The organism is Vibrio sp. MMG023, assembly GCF_021654215.1.
Lineage (GTDB): Bacteria > Pseudomonadota > Gammaproteobacteria > Enterobacterales > Vibrionaceae > Vibrio > Vibrio jasicida.
Genome location: NZ_JAKFZP010000004.1, coordinates 545,361 through 571,366 on the forward strand (window position 1 = coordinate 545,361; position 26,006 = coordinate 571,366).

Consider the following 26,006-nt stretch of genomic DNA (forward strand, 5'->3'; position numbering starts at 1 on the left):
AGGTATTTGTCAGTATTTTTTCAGTATCAGGTTGCCTTCATTGCAACAAGATGGATAATAGTTGTCTATTTTTTGTTGGTTAGAATCTCTACCTTCATAAATAAAAATGACCTCTCTGAATCATTACGCACGATTAAGAGCATTTATTACATAAAAATACTGAATGGAATCGTTTTAAAAAGGCTAACGATGACACGAATACATCTGTATTGATGGGCGTCTCGTCAAACAAAAAGTGAACCAATTTCAGTCGGCAAATTTTCTTTCGGTAGTAAGAAACCAATGAATAAATTTAACAAAGTTTTGGGGATAACGATTCTTCCAATCGTTCTGACTGGGTGTACTGTACCCGGTAGTCATCTGTCAACCAGTGACAAAACGGTAATGACTACCGAAGCGACAGACCTAGAATCTCAAATTACTGTCTATCCGTTAACCCTTGAAGGTGTCTCCTCATTAAATCCTGCAGAACCATTTTCCAAGCCGAATCCCGAGCTTGATGTAGAGGTTGCGAAGTACGAGTACGTTGTTGGCCCTGGCGATATTCTGAACATTACCATTTGGGACCACCCTGAACTAACCATTCCTGCCGGCTCTTACCGTAGTTCCGCAGAAGCAGGTAACTGGGTCCATGCCGATGGCACCATCTTCTACCCTTACATTGGTATTGTTGAAGTTGAAGGCAAAAACGTACGTCAAATTCGTACTGACATCGCTAAACGTTTAGCCAAGTATATTGAAAGCCCTCAAGTAGATGTGAGTGTCGCTGCATTTCGTTCTAAAAAAACATACGTTACTGGTGAAGTAAACAAACCTGGTCAACAACCCATCACAAATATTCCATTAACACTCCTTGACGCAGTTAACCGCGCGGGGGGGTTAGCTCAAGATGCTGACTGGCGTAATGCGACACTAACACGCAATGGTGAAGTCCAAGACATCTCTCTATATGCATTGATGCAGCAAGGTGACTTGACTCAAAACCGCCTACTTCAATCAGGAGACATCGTTCACGTACCACGTAATGACGCCCAAAAAGTATTCGTGATGGGTGAAGTAAACGATCCGAAACTACTTAAAATTGACCGCGCGGGCATGAGCCTAACGGAAGCATTAAGTAATGTAGGAGGAATCAGCCAAATCTCTGCAGATGCAACTGGCGTATTTGTCATTCGACGCTCAAAAGAAGAAGCTAAGATGGCTGATATTTATCAGCTAGATGTTTCAGATGCTTCTGCTCTTGTGATTGGTACTGAATTTGACCTAAACCCATACGACATCGTTTATGTGACTGCAGCACCAATCAGTCGTTGGAATCGAGTAATTGCTCAGTTAGTACCTACAATTTCTGGCTTCAATGAATTGACGGAAGGCGCACTGCGTATCCGCAACTGGCCTTAAATCGCATACGTCTAGAGGGAGTAGCTTAACTCCCTCTACAAACATCAATTTTTAAGCAGAAAACGTTATTCATAACGTTTGTTCACTTAGAAAGGAAAAGAATTTGTTTTCTAATATTTTAGTGGTTTGTGTGGGTAATATCTGCCGTTCACCAACAGGAGAGCGACTTTTACAGTCTCTTTTACCCAACAAAAAGGTGGCATCTGCTGGTATTGCCGTAGAAAAAAGCCACTTAAAGGGCAAGTCTGCTGATGAAATGGCAACTAAAGTTGCACTTGAACACGGAATAGATTTAGAAGGGCATTGCGCTCAGCAATTAACCCCTGAGTTATGTGCACAATATGATCTGATTTTAGTCATGGAGAAAGGCCACCAAGAAGCCTTAACCAAGATTGCTCCAGAAGCTCGCGGCAAAACAATGTTGTTTGGCCAGTGGATTGGTGGAAAGAACATACCCGATCCATATCGCCAGAGCAAAGAAGCATTCGACCATGCTTATGCTCTCATAGATGAAGCCGCACAAGCTTGGACTAAAAAACTATAAGCCGAAAGGCTCATTTTCAAACGCCTATGGCAAGGTATTTAAGAAGTTAATGTAATGACAACACAAACTATTAAGCAATCACGTCAAGTCGACGATGAAATCGATTTGGGGAAGCTATTTGGGATCATCCTTGATGCCAAGTGGTTTATATTATGTACCGTATTCCTATTCTCTGTTGTAGGTGTCGGTGTTGCCATTCTATCGACACCCATATACAAAGCTGACGCGCTTATTCAAATAGAGAAGAAGAGCTCAGGTGGCATTTCAGCAATGGTTGGTGATATGGGCGAATTGTTTTCTGCCGAATCATCTGCAACGACAGAAATTGAGATCATCAAGTCACGTATGATCCTTGGTGATACCGTTGATAAATTCAACTTAACCACTGTCGTTACACCAAACTACATCCCATTTATTGGTAAAGGATTAGCGCGTTTACAGGGTGACCAAATCCGCCTTTCTGTGTCTCGGTTTAACATCCCAACTTATGCTCTTGGTATTCCTCACACATTAGAGGTCGTCAACGCAGAACAAAAAACCTTTAAACTACTGCAAGATGATGGTCGTGTCGTGCTTGAAGGTAAAGTTGGTGAGTTGATCGATAAAGACGGTTACCAATTTATGGCAAATGAGATGTTTGCTCAAGATGGCTCAACTTTTACAGTAAGCAAAATTAGTAAGCTTGATGCAATCAACCAACTGCAACAAAACCTGTCGATTAGCGAACGCGGTAAACAAACCGGCATCATTTCACTTAGTTTCTCAGGTCAAGACCGAGCTCGAATTCAGGAGATTTTGAATGATATTAGCCAAAACTACTTCTTACAAAATGTTCAACGTAATTCAGCAGAAGCAGAACAAAGCCTAGAATTTTTAAAAGGTCACCTTCCGGACATCAAAGTAAAGTTAACCGCCTCTGAAGATATCTTGAACCAATTCCGTCAAGAAAACGAATCTATTGACCTTGGCCTTGAAGCGCAATCAACCCTGAAAGTAATGGTTGAATTAGAAGCGCAATTGAATGAGCTTACTTTTAAAGAGAGTGAGATTAGTCAACGCTTTACACAAGACCACCCTGCTTACAAATCACTGCTCGATAAACGCCAAACACTTCTTAAAGAGAAAGAACGTTTAAATAAACAAGTACAAAAACTGCCTAAAACACAACGTGAAGTACTTCGTATGACACGTGACGTTGAAGTAAACCAACAAATTTACATCCAGCTTCTAAACAAAGTTCAAGAACTAAACATTATTAAAGCAGGTACCGTTGGTAACGTACGTATCCTAGACAGTGCACAGTCTTTCTCTAAGCCAATTAAACCAAAGAAAGCGTTGATTGTTGTTTTAGCAACACTTCTAGGTGGCATGGTAGGTGTTGCATTTGTACTTATCCGTGCAGCTTTCCATCGTGGTGTCGAGACCCCTGATCAAATTGAACAAATGGGTATGCCAGTATACGCAAGCGTACCAAAGTCTATACAACAGCTTGAATTTGCGAGCAAACTTAAGCGCAATAAAGGCAAAGTAAACAAAGAGTTGGTTCTACTTGCCGAAGCAAACCCTGCAGACCTCTCTATTGAGGCATTGAGAAGCCTACGCACCAGCTTACACTTCGCAATGATGGAAGCAAAAAACAACATCCTGATGATTTCTGGCCCAGCGCCATCTATTGGTAAGACGTTTGTCTCTACCAACTTTGCAGCAGTAGCAGCCAAGACAGGTCAGAAAGTTCTACTCATTGACGCGGATATGCGTAAAGGCTATTTACAACAATGTTTCGGCCTTCGTTGGGACAATGGCCTATCAGATCATCTAAGCGGCAAAGTAACAGCCAACGAGATCATCAAATCGACGTCTATCGAAAACTTAGATGTGGTCACTCGTGGTCAAGTGCCACCAAACCCATCGGAGCTTTTGATGCACCCACGATTCAAAGACTTTATTGATGCTATGGCTGCACAATACGACTTAGTCATTATCGATACACCACCAGTGTTAGCCGTAACTGACCCTAGTATCGTTGGCGCACTAGCTGGTACAACTTTGATGGTTGCTCGTTTTGACCAAACGACATTGAAAGAGATCGAAGTTGCCCAAGGCAGATTTGAACAATCTGGCGTAGAGGTAAAAGGTGTTATCCTCAACGCGGTTGAGAAGAAAGCATCTAACTCCTACGGATATGGCTACGGTTACTACAACTACAGCTATAAAAGTGAGTAACACCTAGCTAGAAACACAAAGCCCCGCTATTATCGCGGGGCTTTTTTATTTGTGCTGCAGGAACCGATTTTATTCTTATTGCTTCTTCCATTGAATAAAAGTAAGCACACTCAGTAATAAGAAGAAAGCAGGGTCACTCCAACCAAAGCCGACAAATACACCGGTAATGCCAGCATAAGTGGTGATCACAACGCCTAAGAGATTAGTGGTCAACAGCGCTTTGAACAGTTGCTTGGCTGTAGTGCTAGGTTCCACATCACGTAACATCAAACTGACCGCAGCAATCCCACCTAAAAAGATCGACGTATGCTGCGATAAAAACAGCGCGTACTGGTCGTTAATTTGTACGCCATACATCGGCCACATCATGGTCGGAACAAAAAACAGCGCAAACGCAAATACCGTATATATGACACCATGAACGGTTAGAAAAGTGCGGTTAGTCATAATGTTACTCTCCGATTGGGCCTTGGTTGATGATGCTCAGCGGCGTATTGATATCAAATATCTGGCCTCTTACTTCTTCTACACCCATCTGTTTCAAACGAGCAGTGTGCATTTCGAGATAAGCTTGCGCCGTGGCTTCATCTTCAAAAAGATAGATACCACCACCGAGTTTGTCTTTTTCGCTTTCCGTCCAGATTTTCCAAATCATGCTCGGCTCTTGGTTAATTGATTTCGCTAAATCGATCAGAGCATTCGACATCTCTTCACCAAATGGGCCATGAAATTCAAAATCAACTTGCAGTAATTTCGCCATCTTGAGTCTCCTCTTATTATTGACTCGCTTTCGATGAAAAGATTATTGCCTTTATAAAACTGACAAAAAAGTTCATAATTTTGCCATTACCTGTCGAAAAAACTGACCAATGAGACTCAAAACAACCCTAGAGCAATGGCAAACACTACAAGCAATTGAACAGGCAGGAAGTATTCAATCAGCCGCAGTAACGCTCAATAAAAGCCATACCACGCTTATCTATTCGGTGAAAAAGCTCGAAGAGCAGCTCGGCATTAAGTTGATAGAAGTGAAAGGCCGAAAAGCAGGGCTAACCGAACACGGTAAAACCATGCTTCGACGGGCTCAGTCAATGCTTGAGCAGGCTCGTGAACTTGAAATGATCAGTGAACAACTAAATAGCGGTGTAGAGTCGCAAATTACGGTAGCTATCGATCACCTGTGCGATCCAAGTTGGCTCTATACTCCACTTAGCGAATTTCTCACACAAAACAACACAACTTCAGTTCAAGTAGTAGAAACCTCTCTGAGTAAAACCACAGACATGGTAGTGAATGAATTAGCAGACATCGCGATCATCAACCTTCCCATTACTAACTACCCAGCAGAAGCGTTCGGTACGACCACGATGGTGCCAGTGATTTCGGCACATCATCCGCTTGCGCGAAAACCACAAGTGTCACTGGCAGACTTTGCTACCACCAGCCAGATTGTGGTGCGTGATCTAGGAGACTCTGATAAAGCGAGGCAAAATGTGGGCTGGCTGAGAGCGCGCCAGCGAATTACTGTCGATAATTTTGACCACGCTTTCAGAGCTGTAGAACAAAGTGTCGGGTTTTGTCGGTTGCCTCAACATCTGGTCGAATATCGTCAGAACAACAAAATCAAAGTATTAGAATTAGAACACTCCAATCAGTATCAAGTGGCTTTGCACCTTACATTACCTAAAGGTGCGAAAAGTGGCCCCGCTGCCCTTGCGCTATACCAAGCTTTGCTAAAAAGCGCCGAATACCGAGCTTAATCCTCTTGACTCCAATCTTTTATTTTGTGACACCATTCTCTCGCAACGTATTGCATGACAAAGCTTGAGCACCTAATATCAGGGTGCTCAAGCCTAAAGCGCCCAACACTCGCGGAAAGAACTCAGTTCATGGCAATTCAACTTCCCTGCTCTCATTAGCAGGAACAATTTGTTTTTACCTTCTTTATAGCTTCTGTTAAGGCGAGTGTGGAAGAATAAGAAAGGTGAAAAATGCAATCTCACAACAGCTTCTCAATTAATCTAAACCAGCAAAAATCCGTGGCAAAAAAACGCTTGAAAGCGATCCGCCAAAATAATGAAGATACCTTAAAGCTGGTTAAGCAGTTTCATACTCAGCCAGAAAAGCTCACGCCAGAATCAGTCAAACTTTCGGATGTGCAACACGCCTTAGCAAGAGAGCTTGGTTTACCTAGTTGGAGCAAGTTAAAAGCGCACGTGGAAAAACTCGAATTCCATAAACGTGCCATTGATAATCAAGAAAAGCCACTCGATGCCGAGTTGACAACGCTGCATGTACGCTGCGGTCATGACATTCAGCAGCAACTAAAGACATGCGGTTTCGAAGGTGACTTCTTGCCCATGATTGATCCGTTGTGTATTGGTCCAATTCCCGATGATGACAACACGTTTCTTGCCCTAAGAGCACAATACGTTGTGGACCGATTGCTGCCTGTTATGGGGAGAAAAGACTCGGTGCAAGAGGTAGCGCAGTTTGAGCAAGACAATATCCATACCCTGCTCGACGTGCAGTATGAACGTATCGTTTTTTGGGTTGAACATGATGCCTACGATCAATTCATGCTACTTCGAGGGCTCTCTCTGCTAGAGGAAACCGTAGGCAAAATCATTGAGATCATCGAATTCAATCAGTTTCCGGGAACCGAGCGCTTTATTGGATTTGGGCAACTGCCCGCAGAAGCCATTCGCTCTTGCTGGCAACACCGAAAACCTGTCTCTGAAAAACTATTAAGTCAAGCCGCGCGGTGTTGGCAAGCGTTAACATCCCCCACGCCGGATTCACTTTTGAATTTAATCAAACATCACGAGTTAGATTGCTTGCCAAACATCAAAGCTGTATTAAAACGGCACCTTCAAGAATTGCCTCATTCGAGTTCAGGGTTGAGCCTCACACAAAGATTGGCATTGGAAACATTAGCTAAGCACAGCGTCCCAATTACGGTCAAAGATTGGTTTCAGCAGTACCTCACCAAGGAACCACTACCAACCTTGGGTGATGTGATGTTTTACGCTTTGCTATTACCACTCTCCCAATACGAAGAACCGCTGTTTACGATAAGTGAACTCGAGAAAAACTGGTGGGAACATCAAGTTAGTTTAAGTAAACAAGGTCAAGCATGCTTGAATGGTAAATGCCGAGCCACACAAAGTTACTGGGTTGGAGGCATCCGCAATCAAAGGCAAGACTTCTGGACATGGGATCACGAGCAACTGCCTACATTGCGTCGCTTAACCACAAATTAGAGATAAGAGTTAACAACAATAACCATTGAAAAACAGCGTCAGGATTGATTCAACGGTTTCCTTGCGCTGTTCTTCATTTGGTACAGCTTGATTCGCCACCAGTTGTGGCCACAAAAAGTTGCCCTTGAGCAAACACATCAGCATGTTACTCATCATTGCAGGATCAAGAGGTTTGAATTTTCCGTCTGCAATCGCCTCAGCAAACCAAGCTTGGAGAAGTTCATCTTGACGTTGAAGTTGATGAAGGTAGTTTTCGGCTAAATCCGGTGTACGCATAAACTCACTGATCACCATTTTAGCCAAAGGCAAACCAAAGTCTTCGTACATAGAATCCAGCTTAGAATACAAATAGTCACGAAGCTGAGATTCTATATCCACATCTTGTCTGTATGTGAGTTGCAAACGCGCTCTTTGTGTTTCAAGCACCGATTGGATCGACTCAATAAACAACACATCCTTACTTTCAAAATGGCGATATAAGGTTCGCTTTGATGTTGCTGCTCGCTCACACACTCTGTCCATATTCGCACTGCTATAACCGTGTTCAATGAACTCTTGTTGAGCTGCTTCAATCAGCGCTAAGCGTTTCTTTTCTGAAATTTTCATGGTCCTAGATTCACCAACCTCATGTAAGTGGATGCAGAGTATAGCGCACAACAATCAAAAGTATACTTTGAAGTTTACTTTCTTAATTTTAGGAGTAAGATGCGCTCGCCGACGTTAAGATTCCACGAAAATACCAAACAATAATCACTCTTAACTCACGCTGTGGCGCTTCGTCCTTCTGATGAAGCTGTGATTTTTCCGTGACACAAACTCCAGAGTCGATGCCCTTATTACAAGGCCCCTGGTGTTGTTGTGATCGTCACGTTTAATGAAGTTACTTATGAAATTACGCTCCTTGCTTGTTGTCGCTTCCTGTCTATTCACTGGCGTGGCGAATGCTGACTCGATCTCACTGCCAATCTGGAAAGATAAAGCAGAAGCACTTGGCTATGACTTACCAAAACCCTTTGGCTTAAACCTAAGCTATATGAGTATGGAACAAGGCATCAATGTCGACTCTATTGCTCTAAGCGGACTGCATGGCTTAGAGAAAATGCTCAACATGGAAGCTGGCGCAGGAAAACAAGCCAGCGATGTGGTGACGTTGCGCGGTGATGTTTGGCTGCTTCCATTCCTAAATGTGTATGGGTTGGTGGGTACACTGGATGGCTATTCAGAGACCAACGTAAAAGTCAGTGTCCTTGGCCAAAAAATTGGTGAATTTCCATTCCGCCTAGACCTCGAAGGGTACACCTACGGTGGTGGTTTTGTTCTTGCTGGCGGCTACGACCAACTATTTGCCCTTGTTGACGCAAGCTACACCCAAACAAATCTAAATGTGATCGACGGTGCAATTGACGCGATCGTCGTCTCTCCTCGTGTTGGCTTCGACTTCCACAAAAATGGAGTACCAGTTCGACTTTGGGTTGGTGCGATGTACCAAAACGTAGAACAAGAACTTTCAGGTACGTTGAAACAAGCCGGTATCAACCTCTCTGGTCGCTTCGACGTTAAACAGCATTTGGAGTCCGAATGGAACACCATCGCAGGCATGCAATACCAAATCAATGACGATTGGTACCTTTTAGGTGAAGCCGGCTTTGGTGATCGTGAAAGCATCTTCTTCTCCATAGATCGTCGTTTCTAAGGTAAAGAGAAGATGAAAGCTTCTTATTCCCTTGCAATTGCAGCACTGTTTTGCACACCACATGTTTTTGCTATGCAGCAAAATGAGAGCAGCTTGATGGATGACATCCTAACTAAGCTGGGTTCAAGCGAAACGGTGGATGAATCGAAGTTAATCGATTGGGGTGTATTACCAGGTCCATTCGTCAACCCAGAGCAAGGCTTCGGAATCGGCGTAGCCGCCGTTGGGTTGTACACACCATACGACTGGCAACAAGGCGACCCTTATTCAACCGTCACTGTCACTTCTTACGGTTCAACCTCAGGCTCTTATGGCTTGGGCTTGAACAATCGCACTTATCTAAACAGTGACAAAGTCCGCTTACTTGGTGAAGCGTGGATCAGCCATACGCCCGGTTACTACTGGGGTATTGGCAGCCAAGCGGCTGAAAATGATCGCAACAAAGTTCAGTACGAAGGACAACGCTTGCAACTGAGTCCCAAAATTGCAGTAGAAGTCGCACCCAATACCTACGCGAAATTGGGCTGGCAATGGCAATCATTCAATAAAGTTGATGGCGTGGATGATGACATCCTACCTTCCGAAGTCACAGACGCCACCAGCAGTGGCGTATTAGTCGGAATGGAATACGATACTCGCGATTTCGAACCTAATCCCATGAAAGGGCAATTTCTCGATATCGAATGGGTTGCGAACAGAGATTCACTGGGCAGTGATGAAGACTACGACAATCTTATTGCTAACTACCGCCTTTACCAACAATGGTCTGACACGACGATTGTTGCGATGGAGGTATATTCACAATCTATTTTCGGTGATGCGCCTTGGTTCGATTACGCCCAACTGGGTGATGATCAACGCATGCGCGGGTACTACCAAGGGCAGTATCGCGACAAACATCAGCTTTCGACACAAGTAGAAATTCGCCACACCATTTCTGGTCGTCACGGTGTGGTCGGTTGGTTGGGTGCAGGTAACATTGCGCCAACCTACCACGATTTGTTTGCCAGCAGCTGGCTACCAACCGTCGGCGTTGGCTATCGATTCGCCTTTAAAGCACGCATTAATGTCCGTGTCGACCTTGGTATAGGTAAAGACAGCACCGGTTTTTATTTCCAAATCAATGAAGCATTCTAGGAGTATGGTTTGAAGAAAGCAGCACTATTACTACTTAGCCTTTGTAGCGGGTTCGTCCAAGCACAAGCACTGAAGGCGCCCGTGGGCGTCAGGCCATGTTGCGCATTCGGAGTCGATCTCAAAGCTGAGTTAGGAAGCGTGCCAGTACCCTTCTTCTCCTTAGAAAATGTATTGTCTAGCAACGAAGTGGGTACTCACCACTACAATGACGGCAGTGAGTCTGTACCCGGCAGTCTGCTTGGATTAAATGAAGAAGCCAATGGTCTGATTTTTACCGAATTAGGCGGCTTTATTGATACGGCACACGTGCGGGACACCTCAGATTACACCTACTATCTGTTTCAGTTAAATCGACACTATTTAGGCAGAGCAGCACACTTAGATCTGCCTGAAGAATTGCGTGTTCGACGTATTCGTTGGTACGAGCATAAAAACAAACTCAGCGAGCAAGAAAACATCGAACGCAGCGCTCAAGCTGCAGCACTGACTGCTTTTCGTCTCGCACAATGGCATGAAATCGCTCAATGGTTTGGCATGGTATCGGTGAGTGGCTTTAAAGAGCTGGCCTCTGCGTTTTCCTCTGAAGATCTTTACTCAAATATGCTTGGTGCAAACCTAGCAAAACAGGTACTGCTCAGTAACCCAGATCTAACACCTAAAAGTTTTTCAAAAGCCATGGACAGCGCTTTCCAACAAGCATTAAAGGATCTGCAAGCACAACCTAAGTCCGTGACAAAAGCAAAGATTCAACAACTAGACGGAGTATGGTGGGATAGTTCAAAACGCTTGCCAGATAAATGGGTAGTGAGATTCCGCGACTACCATATGGCGCTACAATTAACACCCAATTACTCCGGTGCGAACCATGAGCTTTCATTAGATGCTTACTTTGCCGATCGACAACCCATCGATCAGTGGATGAGCGTCGAACTAATAGCAAAAGACAAGGAAAAAGCATTTTCGTCATTGCCTAGCGCGCTAAAGTCACGCTCCACTTGGTCTCCAGCCGACTACCAAGCATTGTCGAACTTCGCTCACAGCGTTGATGAAAAAACTCGCCCACCGTTAAAGCAATAACCTGGAAGTAAGGTGAATAAATGATGCTTAGTTATGCACTAAGCATCAAAAGCCTCACTTTTATGCATACTGTTTTCTATTAACTGAAAATGTAAGAAATCATTTCTATCGGTTGTATATTCGATAAATTTGTTAAATTTAAAACTTTTCAACCATTCAGTTCGTTACTTGTTGGTTAAAATTCTATTTTTTAGAGTGACTCACTTCACATCTATTAACCATTCAGACGATTATTCTTTCGTATTTTCACACTCCACTGCTAATCTGCTCGCCGCCTTGAAGTGAACTTAAGGTGCATAACTATAAGGAGTGTTCTCATGAATACCAAGAAACCGATGTCGCTCACCAGCCGCGTAATTTTGGGTATGGTAGCGGGTATCTTGACAGGATTTGCAATTCGCACACTTTTCGCCGACAACGGATTTGTCGACGCATACATTGTTAATGGATTATTCGAAGTTGGTGGACAGATCTTCGTTGCCAGCTTAAAAATGCTTGTCGTACCGCTAGTATTTGTTTCGCTAGTTTGTGGTACCAGCTCCCTAAAAGACCTATCTACATTGGGTCGCATGGGTGGTAAAACCCTTGCTTTCTACGTAGCAACAACCGCTATCGCAATCACACTTGCTTTAACCATGGGTACGCTATTCCAGCCAGGCGCAGGTGCAGACCTAACTGCAGCAAGTTCATTCAAATCAGCAGAAGCGCCATCTTTGGGTCAAGTGATCATTGATATGTTCCCGACTAACCCAATCAGCGCGATGGCAGAAGGTAAAACCCTGCAAGTTATCGTGTTTGCCGTACTATTCGGTATCGCGATCAGTGCAGCGGGTAAGCCAGGCGAGCGTATTGCCGCTTTCTTCTCTGATCTGAATGAAGTCATCATGAAGCTGGTTGCGATTTTGATGAACCTAGCGCCTTACGGTGTGTTCTTCCTAATGGCGAAGCTGTTTACCGGTCTTGGTCTAAGCGCAATCTTCAACCTTGCTGAATACTTTGTTGTACTAGCAGGTACGTTATTGCTGCACGGCCTTGTAACTTACAGCTTGATGCTAAAAGGCTTCACGGGTCTAAACCCAATTACGTTCCTACGTAAGATGGAAGACGCGATCATGTTTGCTTTCTCGACAGCATCATCGAACGCGACGATTCCAGTGACAATGGAAACAGCTAAGCACCGCATGGGTGTTGAGAACCGCGTATCATCGTTCACAGTACCGCTGGGTGCAACCGTGAACATGGATGGTACGGCGATCATGCAAGGTGTGGCGACAGCGTTCATCGCACAGGCATTCAATATCGACCTAACTATGGGCGACTACCTAATGGTTATCATGACGGCAACATTGGCGTCGATCGGTACCGCAGGTGTTCCTGGTGTTGGTCTAGTAATGCTAGCAATGGTATTAAACCAAGTAGGTCTACCACTAGAAGGTATTGCACTTATCATGGGTGTTGACCGTCTACTTGATATGATTCGTACCGCAGTAAACATCACCGGTGACAGTGCAGTGACTATCATTGTTGCTAAATCGGAAGGCGCATTGGATGAAGCTCGCTTCAACGATCCAAAAGCTGGGGTCGAAGAAGAAGAAGTACATCTAAAACGCGCGGAAGCTTAATTCCTTCCAAGCTAAATTATCCTGTCTAAATGAAAGCCCCGATGGAAACATCGGGGCTTTTGTTTTAGCTGTCGAAGCTCAACGAAATGATAAATAAGTTCATTTTTATTCTTCGTATATTCCAGAGTCTACATAACCAGTTAACTTGCACTGACTGTATACATAAGTATCATCTTCACCAGTTCCAGAATAAGAAAAAGCGAAGTAGTAAACTTCATTGGTTACTTCACAATTCAAATTTCCCATATTTTCGCTAGCAAACTCATAAGTCTCATAACCATCAATTGAAGATTCCCATATCGTCACCTCTTCTCCATTTGCTAGATGAGTTTTCAGGAAAACGAGCACGAACTTCTGATCTAGGTTTAACACGCCTTGTGACTTGTGCTCTTCAAGTGCAGGAAAAGCAAACGCTCCGCTGGCATCAGTAAGAATTTGAAACTCATGTATGGTTCCACGAACACCAACTCGAAGGACCACTAATTGAGATGACAACGGTTTTCCTTTCAAAGTTAGCATTCCGCGGATATCTGGCGTATACCTGTACATGGAAGGCTTCTCTTTAGCTAAAAACTTAAATCCAAAAGTACCCTTTCCAATAGACCAAATCTACCACTGTAAAGTGCATTGCGACGAGCTCGTGTACTTTGAGTAAATATTAAAAATAACAATTTCTCGTTTGAGTTAGCCCAAACATAGACCATGTTTGATGGGCACTTTTCCTCCTACTCCGTCATCGAACTCAGCTTTTCTCTCGCTTGTTCTTCATGCTCGTCGGTAATGGCATTGCCGACCGAGTTCGCGGCTAGGGTAAGTGCTGCCATGTCATCGGTAAAGCCGACGCCTGCTAGTACGTCGGGCACCATATCAGTGGGGAGAACGAAGTAAGCTAATGCGCCACCTAAGATAGCTTTGTGTCGAACAGAGGTATTGGAATCTGCCATCGCGAGCCATGATTTGATGCCCATAACAGCAATCTCTTCGCCTGCTCTCTTGACGGAATTTTTCATTTTACGCCAAAAGGTTTTCTCATCTGGCGCTTGCATCGTTTGGTCTAAGACGTCATCGGACGCCGAATTTACAGACATGCTTGTGGTCATCGTGCCTCCTAAATTTATGACTGTGGCATAGATATTAAGGCGATGAACCTGAACGTAGGATTAATAGCGAGAAATGATAATGAAGAAAGGAAACCAATTGGCTAGATAAAAAAATCCCCAAACCGAAGTCCGGGGATTATTGCTTTGGAAACAAAAAGTTTTGGAAACCAAAAGCTCTGGGAAGCAAGCTTTAGAAGCAGAATGCCTTATTGAGCAATCTTCTCTAGGACACGCATCAACATTTTGATACGTGGTTCGATAGACTCAAGCAACAAGTACTCTTGATCACTGTGGAAGCCTGCACCGATAGGCCCTAGACCATCCAAAGTTGGAACACCAAGAATTGCAGTGTTGTTTGCATCAGATCCACCACCGACTTCTTTCCAGTTGATGTCGATCGCCAGTTCACTTGCCGCTTCTTCAACTAGCATCATCAGGCTTTCTGTTTGTGGGCTTGGCACCATAGAAGGCTTATAAGCTTCACGAACCAATTCGATACTTACGCCATCAACGAATGGTGTTTCCAGCATGCCGTTTAGCTTGCTATCGACATCATCGTATTCTTCGTTGCTCCAGAAACGCACATCCACAATCGCTTCAGCATGTTCAGGGACGATGTTCGCGCCGTTACCACCAGAGACAATACCGACGTTCAACGTGGTACCAGATTCAAAGTTGGTCATTGCATTGACTGCCAAGATCCAGTTCGCCATCTCAGTGATTGCGCTGCGACCATTTTCTGGCTCGTTACCTGCGTGAGCAGCAACGCCATTAAAGGTCATTTTGTAGCGAGCCATGCCTTTACGCGCTTTCACTAAACCACCGTCTGCACGTGCTGCTTCTGCAACCAGTACATTCTTAGCGTTTTTCGCTACTGATTGAATCCAATCCACAGAATCCAGAGAACCCGTTTCTTCATCTGGATTCATGCAGATAGCGATAGACAGCTTATCCAACACCGTTTGGTCTAGATTGCGCATCGCGTACACGATGTTCAGCAAGCCAGATTTCATGTCCGAGACGCCCGGACCGTAGGCTTTCTCTGCATCTTGAGACATTGGACGAAGCTCAGCAGTACCCACAGGGAACACGGTATCCATATGACCAATCAGCATCACGTCGATTTGCTCAGCTTCCGGCTTATTTCGAACTTCAAGACCAACACCCGCTCTGCCACAGTCGATGCGTTTTACGCTCCAACCTGACATCGCTTGGTACTTCTCTTCAAATTGAGAAGCGATAAACTCGATACCATCAGTGGTGTAAGTGCCACAATCCACATTGATTAGCGGACGTAGCTCTTCTAGATATTCATTTAGAGAGAATTGCATGACTCACTCCTAGACAAACAGATTCATCACCAGCATTGCGCCAAACGCGTTCAATACTGAGATTGCAATCATAACTGGGATGTAACGACCTTCAGTACCGATTGGGCCCATGATACGACCCATGTACTGAACTTGAGAACCCATAAGGTAGATAGCAGGCGCAAGAATCGCAATGTGCGTGCCGTTAAGGATACCTTGGTCAAACAGCGTGATAACCACACCCACTGCACCGCCCATCGACATCCAAGCGCCGATAAGAACGGCTGCCGCTTCACCAGGAAGACCAAACACCGCCATGATTGGAGAGAACACAGTACCCATCAGATCCAGCGCGCCAGTGATTTGCAGCGCTTTGATGATAACGAATGCCATCAATACGTTAGGAACCGTAGAGGTAGTCGCAATCACCCAACCTTTCTTAGCACCTTCGACGAAGATATCCGTCACCATTGGTTTTTTCGCTTTAACGTCACCCATTATGCCGTCTCCTCTTTTAGGTTCTCAGATTTGTTTTGGTCTTGCTTATCTTCTTTACCTTCAGTCATGTTCAGATAGATGCGGAACAGGTTCGCGCCAACGATCTTGAATGCAAACATCACAACAACCGCTAAACCAATTGAAGACGTTACCGCTAGAGAGCCGTCAGCCATCGTCAGCGTGAATAGCACAGCACCTGATGAGAAGAAGTTCACGATGGTTGCACCAGCAGTGAACTGGAACATGGTAAATACGTCCGTTTCACGCTTAGTTAGGTGACCTTCATCTTTTAGCTGACGCGTCATTGCCGCACCTGCATCGGTACTTTGTAGAGAAGCAATCAGAGCCAAACCAGAGTTACCAGGGATGCCCATAAGAGGACGTAGAAGAGGAGTAAGAAGCTTACGAGCAGCTTCAAGTGCACCGTAGTGCTCAAGTACGTTGATCATACCTAATGCGAACATAACGGTTGGAATCAAAGTAAGTGCGAAAATGAAACCGTCACGAGCACCGCTACCGCCAGTACCGCGGAAAGAGGTAGTCGCAGCTTGTACCGCGCCATCCGCACCTTCCGTTACGCCGTAAGCCACTTTACCGAAAGAGCCATTAAGCGTTGTAAAGTCGAATACACCATACCATTCGTTGGATTGCATTAAACCAGAGAAGAACACAACCGCAAACGCGAGTGCGATGTAACACCCAATCGTTACCTTGCGTTCAGCATGAACAGGGCTTGTCATAAATTCACCTATATATGTGGAACAGAACACATAGATGATCCCTTGAATAATGTGCTAGAGAGATGATCAAAATCAATCCGTTTGCCGAACAATCATCTCACTCAGTTATGAAGTTTTATTTTATGATTTGAATCACATTTAAAAGATAATAAATATTTATGACCAAGATAAGGTAGATTTATCTAACATCCGTACGAATCAAACGTTTAACAAAGTATGTTTAACTTTTGAGCAAAATTGTATTTAACCACACCTTCGACGTGCTTCATGTTTTGTTGCTTATTTGGTGTTTTCTGACCAAAAACTAACAAAAGCCCAATGAAATTTAATTTAGGGTTGTGCGGTCATATATAGAGTTTCACCTAGGATTTGCCTTTTGCTTCGATCACAATCTAACATCGCTCGCTGGACACTTGCCCTCGTAGCTTGGGTGATCGTGATCTGTTTAAGTAAAAATGCAGGCCTCTATCAATCTTGCCCTCTCATAGCGGATAAAGTCACGGCTGAACACGCTACTGCGCAACAACAAAAGAGCGAAAAAGGCCTAACGAAACAGTGTGAACTGTCTGAAAAGTTGATTCAGGTTTCACAAAACCATCTGGATAGCTTCATTGTTCCCTTATTTCTGTTTACGCTGATCTTACTCTCTATCTGTGGTGGTGAACGTAACGCTTTCCGTCATCATACCGAACCGATACCCGAAAAAGTTCGGGTGCACCTAAAACTGTGTGTGTTTAGAGAATAAAACCCGATTGTTAGGGCCTATTGCCCACAAATTAATTGTTTTATTTTTAACCACTTCACTAACAAAACAGTGAAGACCGATAGTTTTAGGAAAGATCATGAAATTCACACGCACCTTGTTAACGGTAGCACTTACGGTAGTACCAGTGTTTTCACAAGCAGCAGAAAAAACCACTCAAGAGAAACTGGATGACATTACGCAGATACTGCAAGAAAACCCGCAAGTCCTCGACTCTTTGCATCAAAACTTACAAGAGTACGTCGCCTACCAAAAATCATTCAGCTCTACGCTTGAAGAAGTGCGCACTTACTTGAACGATGGCAAGCACTCGTATTTCGGGGCGGAGAATCCAGAACTGACGATCATCAATGTGACTGATTACAGCTGTCCTTTCTGTAAGCGTCTTGAAGGCGAGTTGGTGAAGGTAGAGAAAGCATACCCGCAAATAAAAGTACTGAACATGACGGTATCGTTCAAAGAACAGTACGAGAAGAACGGTTACAACTCAGCAAGCTACGCATTGAACGTATGGCAAAACCAACATGACAAATACAAGCAAGTACATGACTTATTGGTGAAAAAACCGGGACCACACGATGCAAGTTCGCTGCAAAAAATCGCTAAGAAAACAGGCACCGAAGCACAGCTTGTTGACGACAAAGAGACCAAAGCGCTGTTGGATAAGAACTACGAGTACTTCACTCGCTTAGGTCTACGAGGCACACCAGCGATCATCATTAATGACCAAGTCATTCCGGGTTATGTACCTTTCGAGGAGCTTGAGAAAGTCATCGACCAAGAGCTAAAGAAATAAATAGCGATTGATACCGATAGCTATTGAAGTAGCTAAGTAAGAACCGAAAATATCAAAGCCCTTCCCTGAGTCGTCAAGGAAGGGCTTTTCTTTATCAAAAGAGCACGAGGCTAAATAGCAATTGGACGACTATTTGAGCTGGCTCCCACCAAAACTTGGCTCATTGTTTAAGTAACTCATTGGCGTGGTCCCCGTCTTTTGGCGGAAAAAGTAAATGAACGCGCTGTCACTTGAAAACTCCAACCGATGCGCAACATCCGATAGCCTCATGCCGCTGGATAACAACTCAATGGCCCCCAGCAGACGCCATTGCTGACGCCAACTTTGGTACGGCATCCCCGTCTCACGATTAAAGATCCTCGTTACCGTCTTTTCACTCGCCCCAACCAATTGGCTTAACTTAGCCAAAGAAGGCGCTGTAAACGCTTCATCATCGATTTTCGCGATCCAAGACTGTAATCGATAATCTTTGGGTAACGGCAATTGTAAATAGACATCTTCAGAATCGTTAAGCTCTTCTATAAATAAATTCAGGGTATTGATCTGTTCACTTTCAGGTTTATCAAATGGCCAGAAAGACATCCTTTCGATCAAGATTCTCATCAGAGGCGTCACATCGAAAATTCGAATCTTCCGCGGCAAACGCTCTGTCAATGACGGGTCAAAATAGAGAGAACGGTATTGCGCCACATTCGTTGACTGAGCGTTGTGTGATACCCCTTTAGGAATCCATGCTGCTCTCATAGGTGGCAACACATACTTGACGTCCTCAAGCGTTATCGTCATGCAACCATGTTGTGATGAAAGTAATTGGTCTTTCGCATGGAAATGAACACCTGAATCATGATCCGATACCTCGACAGCGACGCCAATGACCAATCCATTGTGTTCATCAGCACAAAAATGATCACCTTTCGAAAGTAATGCCATTGAAATCAACCTGTCCTTATTTCGATATTTTATGTTTGATTCTCATTATAAGCCCAAAGCATGGCACAGATATACTTTGCTGCATCACGTAAACCAAGAAACGTGAAACACGTAATTGAATGTCGTTCACTCAACATCAAGCTAAATGTTCAAACGACGCTCTGCAATAGAGGTATTTTTGAGAACTTAACAATGAATAAATTAATAGAAAAAGTGTCCATTCCGTTGGCTGTTGTGCTCTTAATGTTTCCACAGATCATCGAGACAATGTACAGCCCTGCACTGACTTCCGTGAAAAGTACGTTTGGCGTCAGTAGCAATGAAGCCGCACAAGCGATGTCCATTTTCTTTGTCGCTTTTGCGTTTGGTGTGGTTTTTTGGGGAAGAATGTGTGACGTCATAGGTCGAAGAGTATCAACGATACTAGGGCTTATCGTCTTTATTATTGCAGCCATTTTTACCATGCTCGCACCAACATTCAATTTGCTGCTAACCGGTTTTGGTTGCTGCGCTTTTGGAGCGGCGGTTGGTTCTGTCTGCACGCAAACCATCATTCGTGATGGCTATCATGGTAAAGAGCTCAGCCACGTTTTTTCGATTGTTGGAACATCGATCGGCATTAGCCCTGTGATCGGAATGTTGGCTGGCAGTTGGCTAACATCATTCGGCGGATACCAATGGGTTTTCATCGCCATGGTCGTGTTCATCATTGCACTGTTAGTTTGGTCGTTGTTCAAATTGCCGGAGACAAAGCCAACACACACCAAAAAAGATAGCCTGTTATCCGTCGGTATAAAGATGCTGACCGATGCGCACATCTGGTACATCACACTCATGGTAGGGTTGTTTAACATTGCGCTGTTTTCTTATTACAGCATCGCACCATTTATGTTTGAAAAACTAGGCACAAGCGTTAACTTTTTCGGCAATACAGGGTTCATACTCGCACTGGGTTCTGTATTAGGTTCTGTCATCAATATGAAGTTAATACGCATGCATTTAAGTCACGAAAAGATTGTGATGTTTGCATCGTGGCTACTTTTGATTGGCGGATTTGGTGTATTCATCATGCAAGAGTCAGTTTGGTTTTTCATCCCTGTGGTATTGGTTTCCCTATCATTTGGACTGGCTATTCCAAACCTCTTAAGCGGCGCGTTAACTCACTATCGCGATCACTTAGGGAGTGCAGGAGCACTATTGGGCTTGTTCTATTATCTGGTCATCGGATTTGGCCTTCACAGAGCCGCTGAGCTTGGTGATTTGGCGATGACTTTAATCGGCTGTGCTGGCATTGCTTGTGTCATATCCATCATCAAATATCTTGTTGGACTGATTACTTTCAAAACCTCTGATATTGAGTTTTAAATACGACTATCTAGAAATAAAAACCTATTAGCACTTACGCAGCCCCTCCCCACATTCAAGCGAGGAGGGGCTGATGCAGTAGTGTCGTTTATTTCTCACGACCAACAAACGCCACAACGACTTTGTCATTGCCAAGCGAACGAGAGAACACGTACGCGCCTTCTTGTTCAATCACTTGATGCTGACCCGCACCAATCGCTGGGTGCGCTTTACGGAACTGACCAAGTGTTTGCCAATGTTTTAGCAATGCTTGCTTCTCATCTGACAGTTTCCATACCATGTCAGAGCGTGTGCCTTGATGGAAATCGTCTGCGTAAGGACCAATGTTACGACCCACTTCGTCACCGTAATAAACCTGAACAGCACCTGGGCTCAAAAGTAGTGCATTCGCGGCATTACGCTGCATGCCATAATCTTTGAAACGAGAGAAGAACAGTTCGGTATCGTGAGAAGACATGTAGCTCACAGGGTTAAAGTCTTTCTCATTGGCGATAGTATCTGCGTAACTTTGGTAGGTGTCTGCCATTTGGCTAAAACACGCTGCGCCTTTGTCTAACTTCTTCTGCATGTCGAAGTTAATCAAGGCGTCAAAGCCATCGTCAAAGTAAGGGCTGCGATAAGCGGTATGCCCCCATACTTCACCCATCATCCAGAATGGCTGACCTGACTTACCGTTCTCTTTACGCCACTGCTCAAGACTGCTTGAAGCCTCTTCTTTTAAACGCTTCCACACATCACCTTCAACGTGCTTCACCGTATCGACACGGTAACCATCAATACCAAAGCGTTTCACCCAATCAGTTTGCCACTCAATGAGGTAATCGGAAACGGTGTAATTGTCACGCACTTCTACGCGAGTGCCTGGGTTATCCAATAGCCATTGCGCAGGCTTCACGGCTTTGTCTGATTCAGTGATAAAGTCAGGCAAACCCGCCAATGACATAGTGATATCACTGCTGCCCGGCGCAGGGTAGCCCGGCAAACCGGTTCTTACCCAGTCACCGCCCCACCATTTCGCCCAGTTTGGACTCTGGTAATCAATATTCTGGTGGTAGCTATGCCAATTTTCACCCGCTTTTGGTTGCCAGTCGCCCCACTTCTTCGGTAAATCAGCGTTTGGTTTTAACACCTCAATACCGTCAAATTGCAAATCGGCTAACGTTGAGTAACCGGTGTGGTTGATTACCGCGTCCATCAAGACTTTAAGGCCACGTTTGTGCGCCTCTTCCACCAGCTTTTTAAGATCAGCCTCGTTACCGAAGTTCTCATCAATCTTGGTAAAGTCACGCGTCCAGTAACCGTGGTAAGCATAGAATGGGAATGAGCCGCTATCGCCGCCACCCACAAAGCCGTGTACTTGCTCAACGATTGGCGATAACCAAATCGCATCTGTACCTAGGCTCTTGATGTAATCTAGCTTTTCGATCACACCTTTTAGGTCACCACCGTGGAAGGTGCCGATCTCTTCTTTACCGCCTTTCTTGCGACCATAGCTGTTGTCATTGCTGGTATCGGCATTGTTGAAACGGTCGACCATCACGAAGTAAATGTTGGCATTACGGTAATCAAACGGTACTGCTTCTTTGGTTTTCTTCACTGGCTCTAGTAGCACCAAACCGCCTGAATCTTTGCTTGGTGTCAGCGATACTTGCTGATCTTTTACTTCAACCATTTGCCCAGAGTAAGCATCACGCAACTTGGTGCCATCTGGGAAACTGTCACCTAACGCAATGGTGACCTCGCCGCCTTGGTAAACCTCACATTGCACTTGTGGGATTGGGCGTTTGAATTCTGTCTTGGCAGCTTTCTTAGGTTCACGCTTGAAGCGTAGAGTTTTGGCTTCCGCATCAAAAGCAAAAGAGTAATCGCCGGTAAAGCGGATTTTTAACGGCAGTTCTGTTGGTTTTCCACAGTTCAGCGCGATAGGTTTGTTGAACTTGACTTTCTGACCATCAGGCGCGACACAGTCGCCTTCAACGCCAGTGATTTTGAGCGTGTATCCGTCTTTGGTTAAGGGCACAACCAAAGGCTGCTCAGCACTTAAAGGAAAGTCACGGCTGTTGGTCGTGGTAGATATGGTGATGTTTGGCTCGGCGATGGCACTTGCCGATGCAAGCAATAAGGTAGTCGTAAGCAGATTCAGTTTCATCGTTCAGTCCATAGGTTGCGCATAGGCGCAGTATTCGTGTTGTAGTTTTATTCACACTAATAGTAAATGGATGAAAAACTGAGCACATCATTCTGAAAGGCTACGCCCTAAAGCTTGTGACGCTTCACATTTTGCTTTTATTGGGGCGTAGTTCTATTTATGAGCAAGGTAAAAGGGAGTTTAAAGCTGAACGCTACCAAGGTTACTCATTTGTCTCATCGCCCAATTGACGCGGCTGATGGTGTAAGAAGTCTGAGGATAGACTTTGATGCGATACGGATTTGGCAACACCACCGCAAGCCTTGCAGCTTGGCGAGTTGAAAGTTGTTTAGCAGGAATACCAAAGTAGTTTTGCGCAGCGGCTTCCGCGCCATAAATACCCGGGCCAAATTCCACCACATTCAAATACACTTCGAGAATGCGTTCTTTACTCCACATCGCTTCCATCAGCAGAGCAAAATAAAGTTCATACGCTTTGCGCACATAAGAGTGTGAAGGAAACAGAAACACGTTCTTTGCAGTTTGCTGAGTAATTGTGCTCGCACCGCGAGAAGGGCCGTTCTCGCCAGACTCTGAGATCACTTTAAACAAGGAATCAAAATCCACTCCGTAGTGGGTCGGGAACTTTTGATCTTCTGTCGCAATCACAGCCAATTGAATGTGCTTAGAAATGTCACTCAAAGGCACCCATTCATTTTGACTCTCTTCAGGGAATCCCTCAGGAGGAGAAATCATGCGGCTGATCTTCCATCCCCAAATTGGTGGATCGACGTATTTCACTATGCCAACGAGCATCACTGGTAAAAGCAAAAGCACCAATAAGATATTGAACAGAAGGGATTTAATCTTTCTCAAAGTCCGACCTAGCCTGATTTCATAAAACAATATGGTGCAAGTATAGAGTATGGAGTCTGTTTACCGTTAGTGAAAAAACGGTCAAAAAAAACCCGATTTACATTGTAAAGCGGGCTTGGTATTAATTATGTATTTTGGCTAGTTAAGTTTGTTTTACGAACTCAACTTACTTTGCCAATTTGTAGAATACGGTTGATAGTGGCGGTAAACGCAGCTCAAGAGACTGAGGTAGCGACTCGCTTTCTACTTCTTCTGTTTCTACGCTGGCCAGCACTTCAAAATCGCTGCCATCGTATTTCACATCATCAGTATTCAACAGAAGCTCATATTTGCCTTCCATTGGAACACCCAAACGGAAACGCTCATGCGGAACTGGAGTGAAGTTACTGATCACCAATACACGCTCGCCTTTTTGGCTGATACGCTCGTGCGCCAAAATGCTGGAATCAGCTTCATCTTGCAGACGCCATTCAAAACCAGCAGGCACGCAATCTTGGTCGTGCATCGCCGCTTCGTTTCGGTATAAGTGGTTTAAGTCACGAATCAGCGCTTGTACACCTTGGTGGCGACCAAACTCAAGTAAGAACCATTGCAACTGATCGTCGTGGTTCCATTCAGCCGTCTGGCCTAACTCAGCGCCCATGAAGTTGAGTTTCTTACCTGGCTGCGCATACATGTAGCCGTAGTACGCACGTAGGTTTGCAGTTTGCTGCCACTCATCACCCGGCATCTTGTTGTGAATAGAACCTTTGCCGTACACCACTTCATCATGAGATAGCGACAATACGTAGTTCTCACTATGTGCATAAACAAGCGGGAATGTGATGGTATTGTGGTGGTATTTGCGGTGAACAGGGTCTTCTTGAATGTACGATAGACTGTCGTGCATCCAGCCCATGTTCCACTTAAAGCCAAAGCCTAAACCGCCCATAAACGTCGGAGCAGACACACCCGGGAATGCGGTCGATTCTTCTGCAATCGTCATCGCATTCGGGAAGTGCTTGTACACCTCTTCGTTCATCCACTTCAAGGTTGCGATCGCATCGTAGTTCTCATTACCACCGTCGACGTTCGGGATCCACTGATCGTGGCTGCGTGAGTAGTCTAGGTAGAGCATTGAAGCGACAGCATCAACACGAATACCATCAATATGGAATTGCTCGAACCAGTACAGTGCGTTAGACACAAGGAAGCGACGAACATGTTCACGACCTAAATCGTAAATGTATGAGTTCCAATCTTGGTGCCAACCACGACGAGGATCTGGATCGTGGAACAGTGGCGTACCGTCGAAGTTCGCTAAGCCATGATCGTCCGACGGGAAGTGAGCAGGCACCCAATCCAGTACCACGCCCAAGCCAGCTTGGTGACACGCATCGACGAAGAATTTGAAATCGTCAGGTGAGCCGTAACGACTGGTTGGGGCAAATAGGCCAACTGGCTGATAACCCCAAGAACCAAAGAACGGATGTTCAGACACTGGCATGAGTTCAACGTGGGTATATCCCATGTCGACTAAGTATGGAACCAACTCAGTAGCCAGCTCACGATAATTTAGGAAATCACCGTCCGCATTGCGCTTCCAAGAACCAGCATGGAGTTCGTAGAAGGATAAAGCCTCATCACGTTTTTGCGTGACCGTTCGGTTTTGCCATTTGGTGTCTTGCCATTGGTAACGATTATGATCGTACGTAATCGATGCGAAAGACGGGTATTGCTCTGAGAAGAAACCCCAAGGGTCTTGTTTGTGAGGAAGCCCTTCCCCATTTGGTCCTTTGAGCTCAAATTTGTATTGTACGCCCTCTTCCAAATCAGGAATGAACAAGCCCCAAATGCCGTAATCAAGGCGTTGCATCGGATGACGGCGGCCATCCCACTGGTTGAAACTGCCAACTAGGCTAATGGCGGATGCATGAGGTGCGTAAACAAGGAATCGAACGCCCGAGATATTTTTACCATCTCGCTCCATCGTCACGAAATGTGAGCCCATGTAGTGGTACATGTCTTTTGGCGTATGCAGGTGCTCATATTCTTGATAAATATTGTGATATTGGTAAGGGTCGTCGACAAGCTGTTCAACACCATCCCAATTCACCGCTAATTGGTAGTGTGTTAAGTGCAAATCGCGCACTTCTTCTAGGACAAAAATGCTGTCACCATCGCGCTTTAATTCCACACGTGGCTCGCCTTCGACAACCAGTTCAACTTTGTCTGCACCTGGCATCCAGACTCTTAATGAACCTTCTTCGTCATTCGCAAAAGGACCCAGTGTAGCAAACGGGTCTGAGTAAGCCGCCTCAGCCAATAGTTCGTATGCGCGTTTGTGGTTTTTCTTTACCTTAGTTTTCAAATCTTTCTCCCTAGCACCGATATTCTCCTAGTGGTTTTTGAATATCGGATTTCCTCAGCCAAACGTTGCGAATTCACAAAAATATAAAACCGCTCACTTTATCCATTCAATGAATAAAGTGGCATCAAAAAACAAAAATGCCCGCTATTGTTGCGGGCATAATAACGGTACTCCATCCTAACGGATCGTA

24 protein-coding genes are annotated in these 26,006 nt (G+C 44.8%); 12 read left to right on the forward strand and 12 right to left on the reverse strand.

Annotated features, from left to right (window positions below):
- Positions 1-282: 282 nt before the first annotated feature.
- The 3 genes from L1076_RS15950 to L1076_RS15960 all read left to right on the forward strand — a co-directional run bounded on the left by L1076_RS15950 (position 283) and on the right by L1076_RS15960 (position 4,168).
- Entirely contained in the window at positions 283-1,401 is a 1,119-nt protein-coding gene (locus L1076_RS15950) for a polysaccharide export protein (protein ID WP_237303991.1), read from the forward strand.
- A 103-nt stretch (positions 1,402-1,504) separates the two neighbouring features.
- On the forward strand, positions 1,505-1,945 hold the full coding sequence (locus L1076_RS15955; RefSeq protein ID WP_104036190.1) for a low molecular weight protein-tyrosine-phosphatase: 441 nt from the start codon (positions 1,505-1,507) through the stop codon (positions 1,943-1,945).
- 54 nt (positions 1,946-1,999) lie between these two features.
- Positions 2,000-4,168, forward strand: a complete 2,169-nt coding sequence (locus L1076_RS15960; RefSeq protein WP_104036189.1) for a polysaccharide biosynthesis tyrosine autokinase — start codon at positions 2,000-2,002, stop codon at positions 4,166-4,168.
- 75 nt (positions 4,169-4,243) lie between these two features.
- On the opposite strand, the gene L1076_RS15965 is transcribed toward L1076_RS15960, so the two are convergent.
- A complete protein-coding gene (locus L1076_RS15965) occupies positions 4,244-4,615 on the reverse strand; it encodes a hypothetical protein (RefSeq protein WP_237303992.1) in 372 nt (123 codons plus the stop codon).
- Positions 4,616-4,619: 4 nt separating this feature from the next.
- Positions 4,620-4,928 (reverse strand): monooxygenase, encoded by a 309-nt coding sequence (locus L1076_RS15970; RefSeq protein WP_237303993.1) that lies wholly within the window; start codon positions 4,926-4,928, stop codon positions 4,620-4,622.
- Positions 4,929-5,037: 109 nt separating this feature from the next.
- On the opposite strand from L1076_RS15970, the gene L1076_RS15975 reads away from it, so the two are divergent.
- Together L1076_RS15975 and L1076_RS15980 are read left to right on the forward strand one after the other, a co-directional pair.
- Complete coding sequence (locus L1076_RS15975) at positions 5,038-5,928, forward strand: LysR family transcriptional regulator (RefSeq protein ID WP_104038095.1); 891 nt, start codon at positions 5,038-5,040, stop codon at positions 5,926-5,928.
- 231 nt (positions 5,929-6,159) lie between these two features.
- Positions 6,160-7,431, forward strand: coding sequence for a DUF1835 domain-containing protein (locus L1076_RS15980; RefSeq protein ID WP_237303994.1), 1,272 nt, complete (start codon positions 6,160-6,162; stop codon positions 7,429-7,431).
- A 9-nt stretch (positions 7,432-7,440) separates the two neighbouring features.
- Here L1076_RS15980 and L1076_RS15985 read toward each other — a convergent pair whose 3' ends face one another.
- Positions 7,441-8,037 (reverse strand): TetR/AcrR family transcriptional regulator, encoded by a 597-nt coding sequence (locus tag L1076_RS15985; RefSeq protein WP_237303995.1) that lies wholly within the window; start codon positions 8,035-8,037, stop codon positions 7,441-7,443.
- A gap of 280 nt (positions 8,038-8,317) precedes the next feature.
- Between L1076_RS15985 and L1076_RS15990 the strand changes: the two genes are divergently transcribed.
- The 4 genes from L1076_RS15990 (at position 8,318) to L1076_RS16005 (ending at position 12,960) form a co-directional block, all read left to right on the forward strand.
- Entirely contained in the window at positions 8,318-9,124 is an 807-nt protein-coding gene (locus L1076_RS15990; RefSeq protein WP_104038093.1) for a hypothetical protein, read from the forward strand.
- Positions 9,125-9,136: 12 nt separating this feature from the next.
- The gene (locus tag L1076_RS15995; protein WP_237303996.1) at positions 9,137-10,261 is read left to right on the forward strand and encodes a BamA/TamA family outer membrane protein; all 1,125 of its coding nucleotides are present in this window, start codon (positions 9,137-9,139) and stop codon (positions 10,259-10,261) included.
- A 9-nt stretch (positions 10,262-10,270) separates the two neighbouring features.
- Positions 10,271-11,338 carry a DUF4056 domain-containing protein gene (locus L1076_RS16000; RefSeq protein ID WP_237303997.1) on the forward strand — a complete coding sequence of 356 codons (1,068 nt, stop codon included), beginning with the start codon at positions 10,271-10,273 and terminating at the stop codon, positions 11,336-11,338.
- A gap of 317 nt (positions 11,339-11,655) precedes the next feature.
- Positions 11,656-12,960 (forward strand): dicarboxylate/amino acid:cation symporter, encoded by a 1,305-nt coding sequence (locus L1076_RS16005; protein ID WP_038868990.1) that lies wholly within the window; start codon positions 11,656-11,658, stop codon positions 12,958-12,960.
- Positions 12,961-13,065: 105 nt separating this feature from the next.
- Here the strand turns inward: L1076_RS16005 and L1076_RS16010 are convergent, their stop codons facing one another.
- The 5 genes from L1076_RS16010 to L1076_RS16030 all read right to left on the reverse strand — a co-directional run bounded on the left by L1076_RS16010 (position 13,066) and on the right by L1076_RS16030 (position 16,608).
- Positions 13,066-13,509, reverse strand: a complete 444-nt coding sequence (locus tag L1076_RS16010; RefSeq protein WP_061035292.1) for a DUF6795 domain-containing protein — start codon at positions 13,507-13,509, stop codon at positions 13,066-13,068.
- Between the two features lie 176 nt (positions 13,510-13,685).
- On the reverse strand, positions 13,686-14,060 hold the full coding sequence (locus tag L1076_RS16015) for a YkvA family protein (protein WP_237303998.1): 375 nt from the start codon (positions 14,058-14,060) through the stop codon (positions 13,686-13,688).
- Positions 14,061-14,266: 206 nt separating this feature from the next.
- Positions 14,267-15,391: a M20 family metallopeptidase gene (locus L1076_RS16020; RefSeq protein WP_237303999.1), complete on the reverse strand. Its 1,125-nt coding sequence runs from the start codon at positions 15,389-15,391 to the stop codon at positions 14,267-14,269.
- Positions 15,392-15,400: 9 nt separating this feature from the next.
- On the reverse strand, positions 15,401-15,868 hold the full coding sequence (locus tag L1076_RS16025; protein ID WP_005374849.1) for a YjiG family protein: 468 nt from the start codon (positions 15,866-15,868) through the stop codon (positions 15,401-15,403).
- Positions 15,868-16,608: a nucleoside recognition domain-containing protein gene (locus L1076_RS16030; protein ID WP_038881332.1), complete on the reverse strand. Its 741-nt coding sequence runs from the start codon at positions 16,606-16,608 to the stop codon at positions 15,868-15,870. Before L1076_RS16030 ends, L1076_RS16025 begins: the two co-directional genes overlap by 1 nt.
- A gap of 376 nt (positions 16,609-16,984) precedes the next feature.
- Here L1076_RS16030 and L1076_RS16035 point away from each other — a divergent pair, with 376 nt between their 5' ends.
- Together L1076_RS16035 and L1076_RS16040 are read left to right on the forward strand one after the other, a co-directional pair.
- A complete protein-coding gene (locus L1076_RS16035; RefSeq protein ID WP_237304000.1) occupies positions 16,985-17,353 on the forward strand; it encodes a hypothetical protein in 369 nt (122 codons plus the stop codon).
- Positions 17,354-17,450: 97 nt separating this feature from the next.
- On the forward strand, positions 17,451-18,167 hold the full coding sequence (locus tag L1076_RS16040) for a DsbA family protein (protein ID WP_045405869.1): 717 nt from the start codon (positions 17,451-17,453) through the stop codon (positions 18,165-18,167).
- A gap of 129 nt (positions 18,168-18,296) precedes the next feature.
- On the opposite strand, the gene L1076_RS16045 is transcribed toward L1076_RS16040, so the two are convergent.
- Positions 18,297-19,097 (reverse strand): helix-turn-helix transcriptional regulator, encoded by an 801-nt coding sequence (locus L1076_RS16045; RefSeq protein ID WP_039977970.1) that lies wholly within the window; start codon positions 19,095-19,097, stop codon positions 18,297-18,299.
- A gap of 192 nt (positions 19,098-19,289) precedes the next feature.
- Between L1076_RS16045 and L1076_RS16050 the strand changes: the two genes are divergently transcribed.
- A complete protein-coding gene (locus L1076_RS16050; protein WP_105068067.1) occupies positions 19,290-20,462 on the forward strand; it encodes an MFS transporter in 1,173 nt (390 codons plus the stop codon).
- An 88-nt stretch (positions 20,463-20,550) separates the two neighbouring features.
- Here L1076_RS16050 and L1076_RS16055 read toward each other — a convergent pair whose 3' ends face one another.
- From L1076_RS16055 to glgB, 3 genes are all read right to left on the reverse strand, one after another.
- The gene (locus tag L1076_RS16055; protein ID WP_237304001.1) at positions 20,551-22,611 is read right to left on the reverse strand and encodes an alpha-amylase; all 2,061 of its coding nucleotides are present in this window, start codon (positions 22,609-22,611) and stop codon (positions 20,551-20,553) included.
- A 180-nt stretch (positions 22,612-22,791) separates the two neighbouring features.
- Positions 22,792-23,466: a monofunctional biosynthetic peptidoglycan transglycosylase gene (gene mtgA / locus L1076_RS16060; protein ID WP_275424162.1), complete on the reverse strand. Its 675-nt coding sequence runs from the start codon at positions 23,464-23,466 to the stop codon at positions 22,792-22,794.
- Between the two features lie 166 nt (positions 23,467-23,632).
- The gene (gene glgB / locus L1076_RS16065) at positions 23,633-25,837 is read right to left on the reverse strand and encodes a 1,4-alpha-glucan branching protein GlgB (RefSeq protein ID WP_038868973.1); all 2,205 of its coding nucleotides are present in this window, start codon (positions 25,835-25,837) and stop codon (positions 23,633-23,635) included.
- Positions 25,838-26,006 lie beyond the last annotated feature (169 nt).

Bases quoted from the DNA above. Each gene is read 5' to 3' on its own strand.
- L1076_RS15990 (WP_104038093.1), top strand. From the start codon at position 8,318: ATGAAATTACGCTCCTTGCTTGTTGTCGCTTCCTGTCTATTCACTGGC.
- L1076_RS16010 (WP_061035292.1), bottom strand. From the start codon at position 13,509: ATGTACAGGTATACGCCAGATATCCGCGGAATGCTAACTTTGAAAGGA.
- L1076_RS15970 (WP_237303993.1), bottom strand. From the start codon at position 4,928: ATGGCGAAATTACTGCAAGTTGATTTTGAATTTCATGGCCCATTTGGT.
- L1076_RS15980 (WP_237303994.1), top strand. From the start codon at position 6,160: ATGCAATCTCACAACAGCTTCTCAATTAATCTAAACCAGCAAAAATCC.
- L1076_RS15975 (WP_104038095.1), top strand. From the start codon at position 5,038: ATGAGACTCAAAACAACCCTAGAGCAATGGCAAACACTACAAGCAATT.
- L1076_RS15965 (WP_237303992.1), bottom strand. From the start codon at position 4,615: ATGACTAACCGCACTTTTCTAACCGTTCATGGTGTCATATATACGGTA.
- L1076_RS16055 (WP_237304001.1), bottom strand. From the start codon at position 22,611: ATGAAACTGAATCTGCTTACGACTACCTTATTGCTTGCATCGGCAAGT.
- L1076_RS16040 (WP_045405869.1), top strand. From the start codon at position 17,451: ATGAAATTCACACGCACCTTGTTAACGGTAGCACTTACGGTAGTACCA.
- L1076_RS16030 (WP_038881332.1), bottom strand. From the start codon at position 16,608: ATGACAAGCCCTGTTCATGCTGAACGCAAGGTAACGATTGGGTGTTAC.
- L1076_RS16020 (WP_237303999.1), bottom strand. From the start codon at position 15,391: ATGCAATTCTCTCTAAATGAATATCTAGAAGAGCTACGTCCGCTAATC.
- L1076_RS15960 (WP_104036189.1), top strand. From the start codon at position 2,000: ATGACAACACAAACTATTAAGCAATCACGTCAAGTCGACGATGAAATC.
- L1076_RS16050 (WP_105068067.1), top strand. From the start codon at position 19,290: ATGAATAAATTAATAGAAAAAGTGTCCATTCCGTTGGCTGTTGTGCTC.
- L1076_RS15995 (WP_237303996.1), top strand. From the start codon at position 9,137: ATGAAAGCTTCTTATTCCCTTGCAATTGCAGCACTGTTTTGCACACCA.
- L1076_RS16025 (WP_005374849.1), bottom strand. From the start codon at position 15,868: ATGGGTGACGTTAAAGCGAAAAAACCAATGGTGACGGATATCTTCGTC.
- L1076_RS15985 (WP_237303995.1), bottom strand. From the start codon at position 8,037: ATGAAAATTTCAGAAAAGAAACGCTTAGCGCTGATTGAAGCAGCTCAA.
- L1076_RS15950 (WP_237303991.1), top strand. From the start codon at position 283: ATGAATAAATTTAACAAAGTTTTGGGGATAACGATTCTTCCAATCGTT.
- L1076_RS16005 (WP_038868990.1), top strand. From the start codon at position 11,656: ATGAATACCAAGAAACCGATGTCGCTCACCAGCCGCGTAATTTTGGGT.
- L1076_RS16015 (WP_237303998.1), bottom strand. From the start codon at position 14,060: ATGACCACAAGCATGTCTGTAAATTCGGCGTCCGATGACGTCTTAGAC.
- L1076_RS16045 (WP_039977970.1), bottom strand. From the start codon at position 19,097: ATGGCATTACTTTCGAAAGGTGATCATTTTTGTGCTGATGAACACAAT.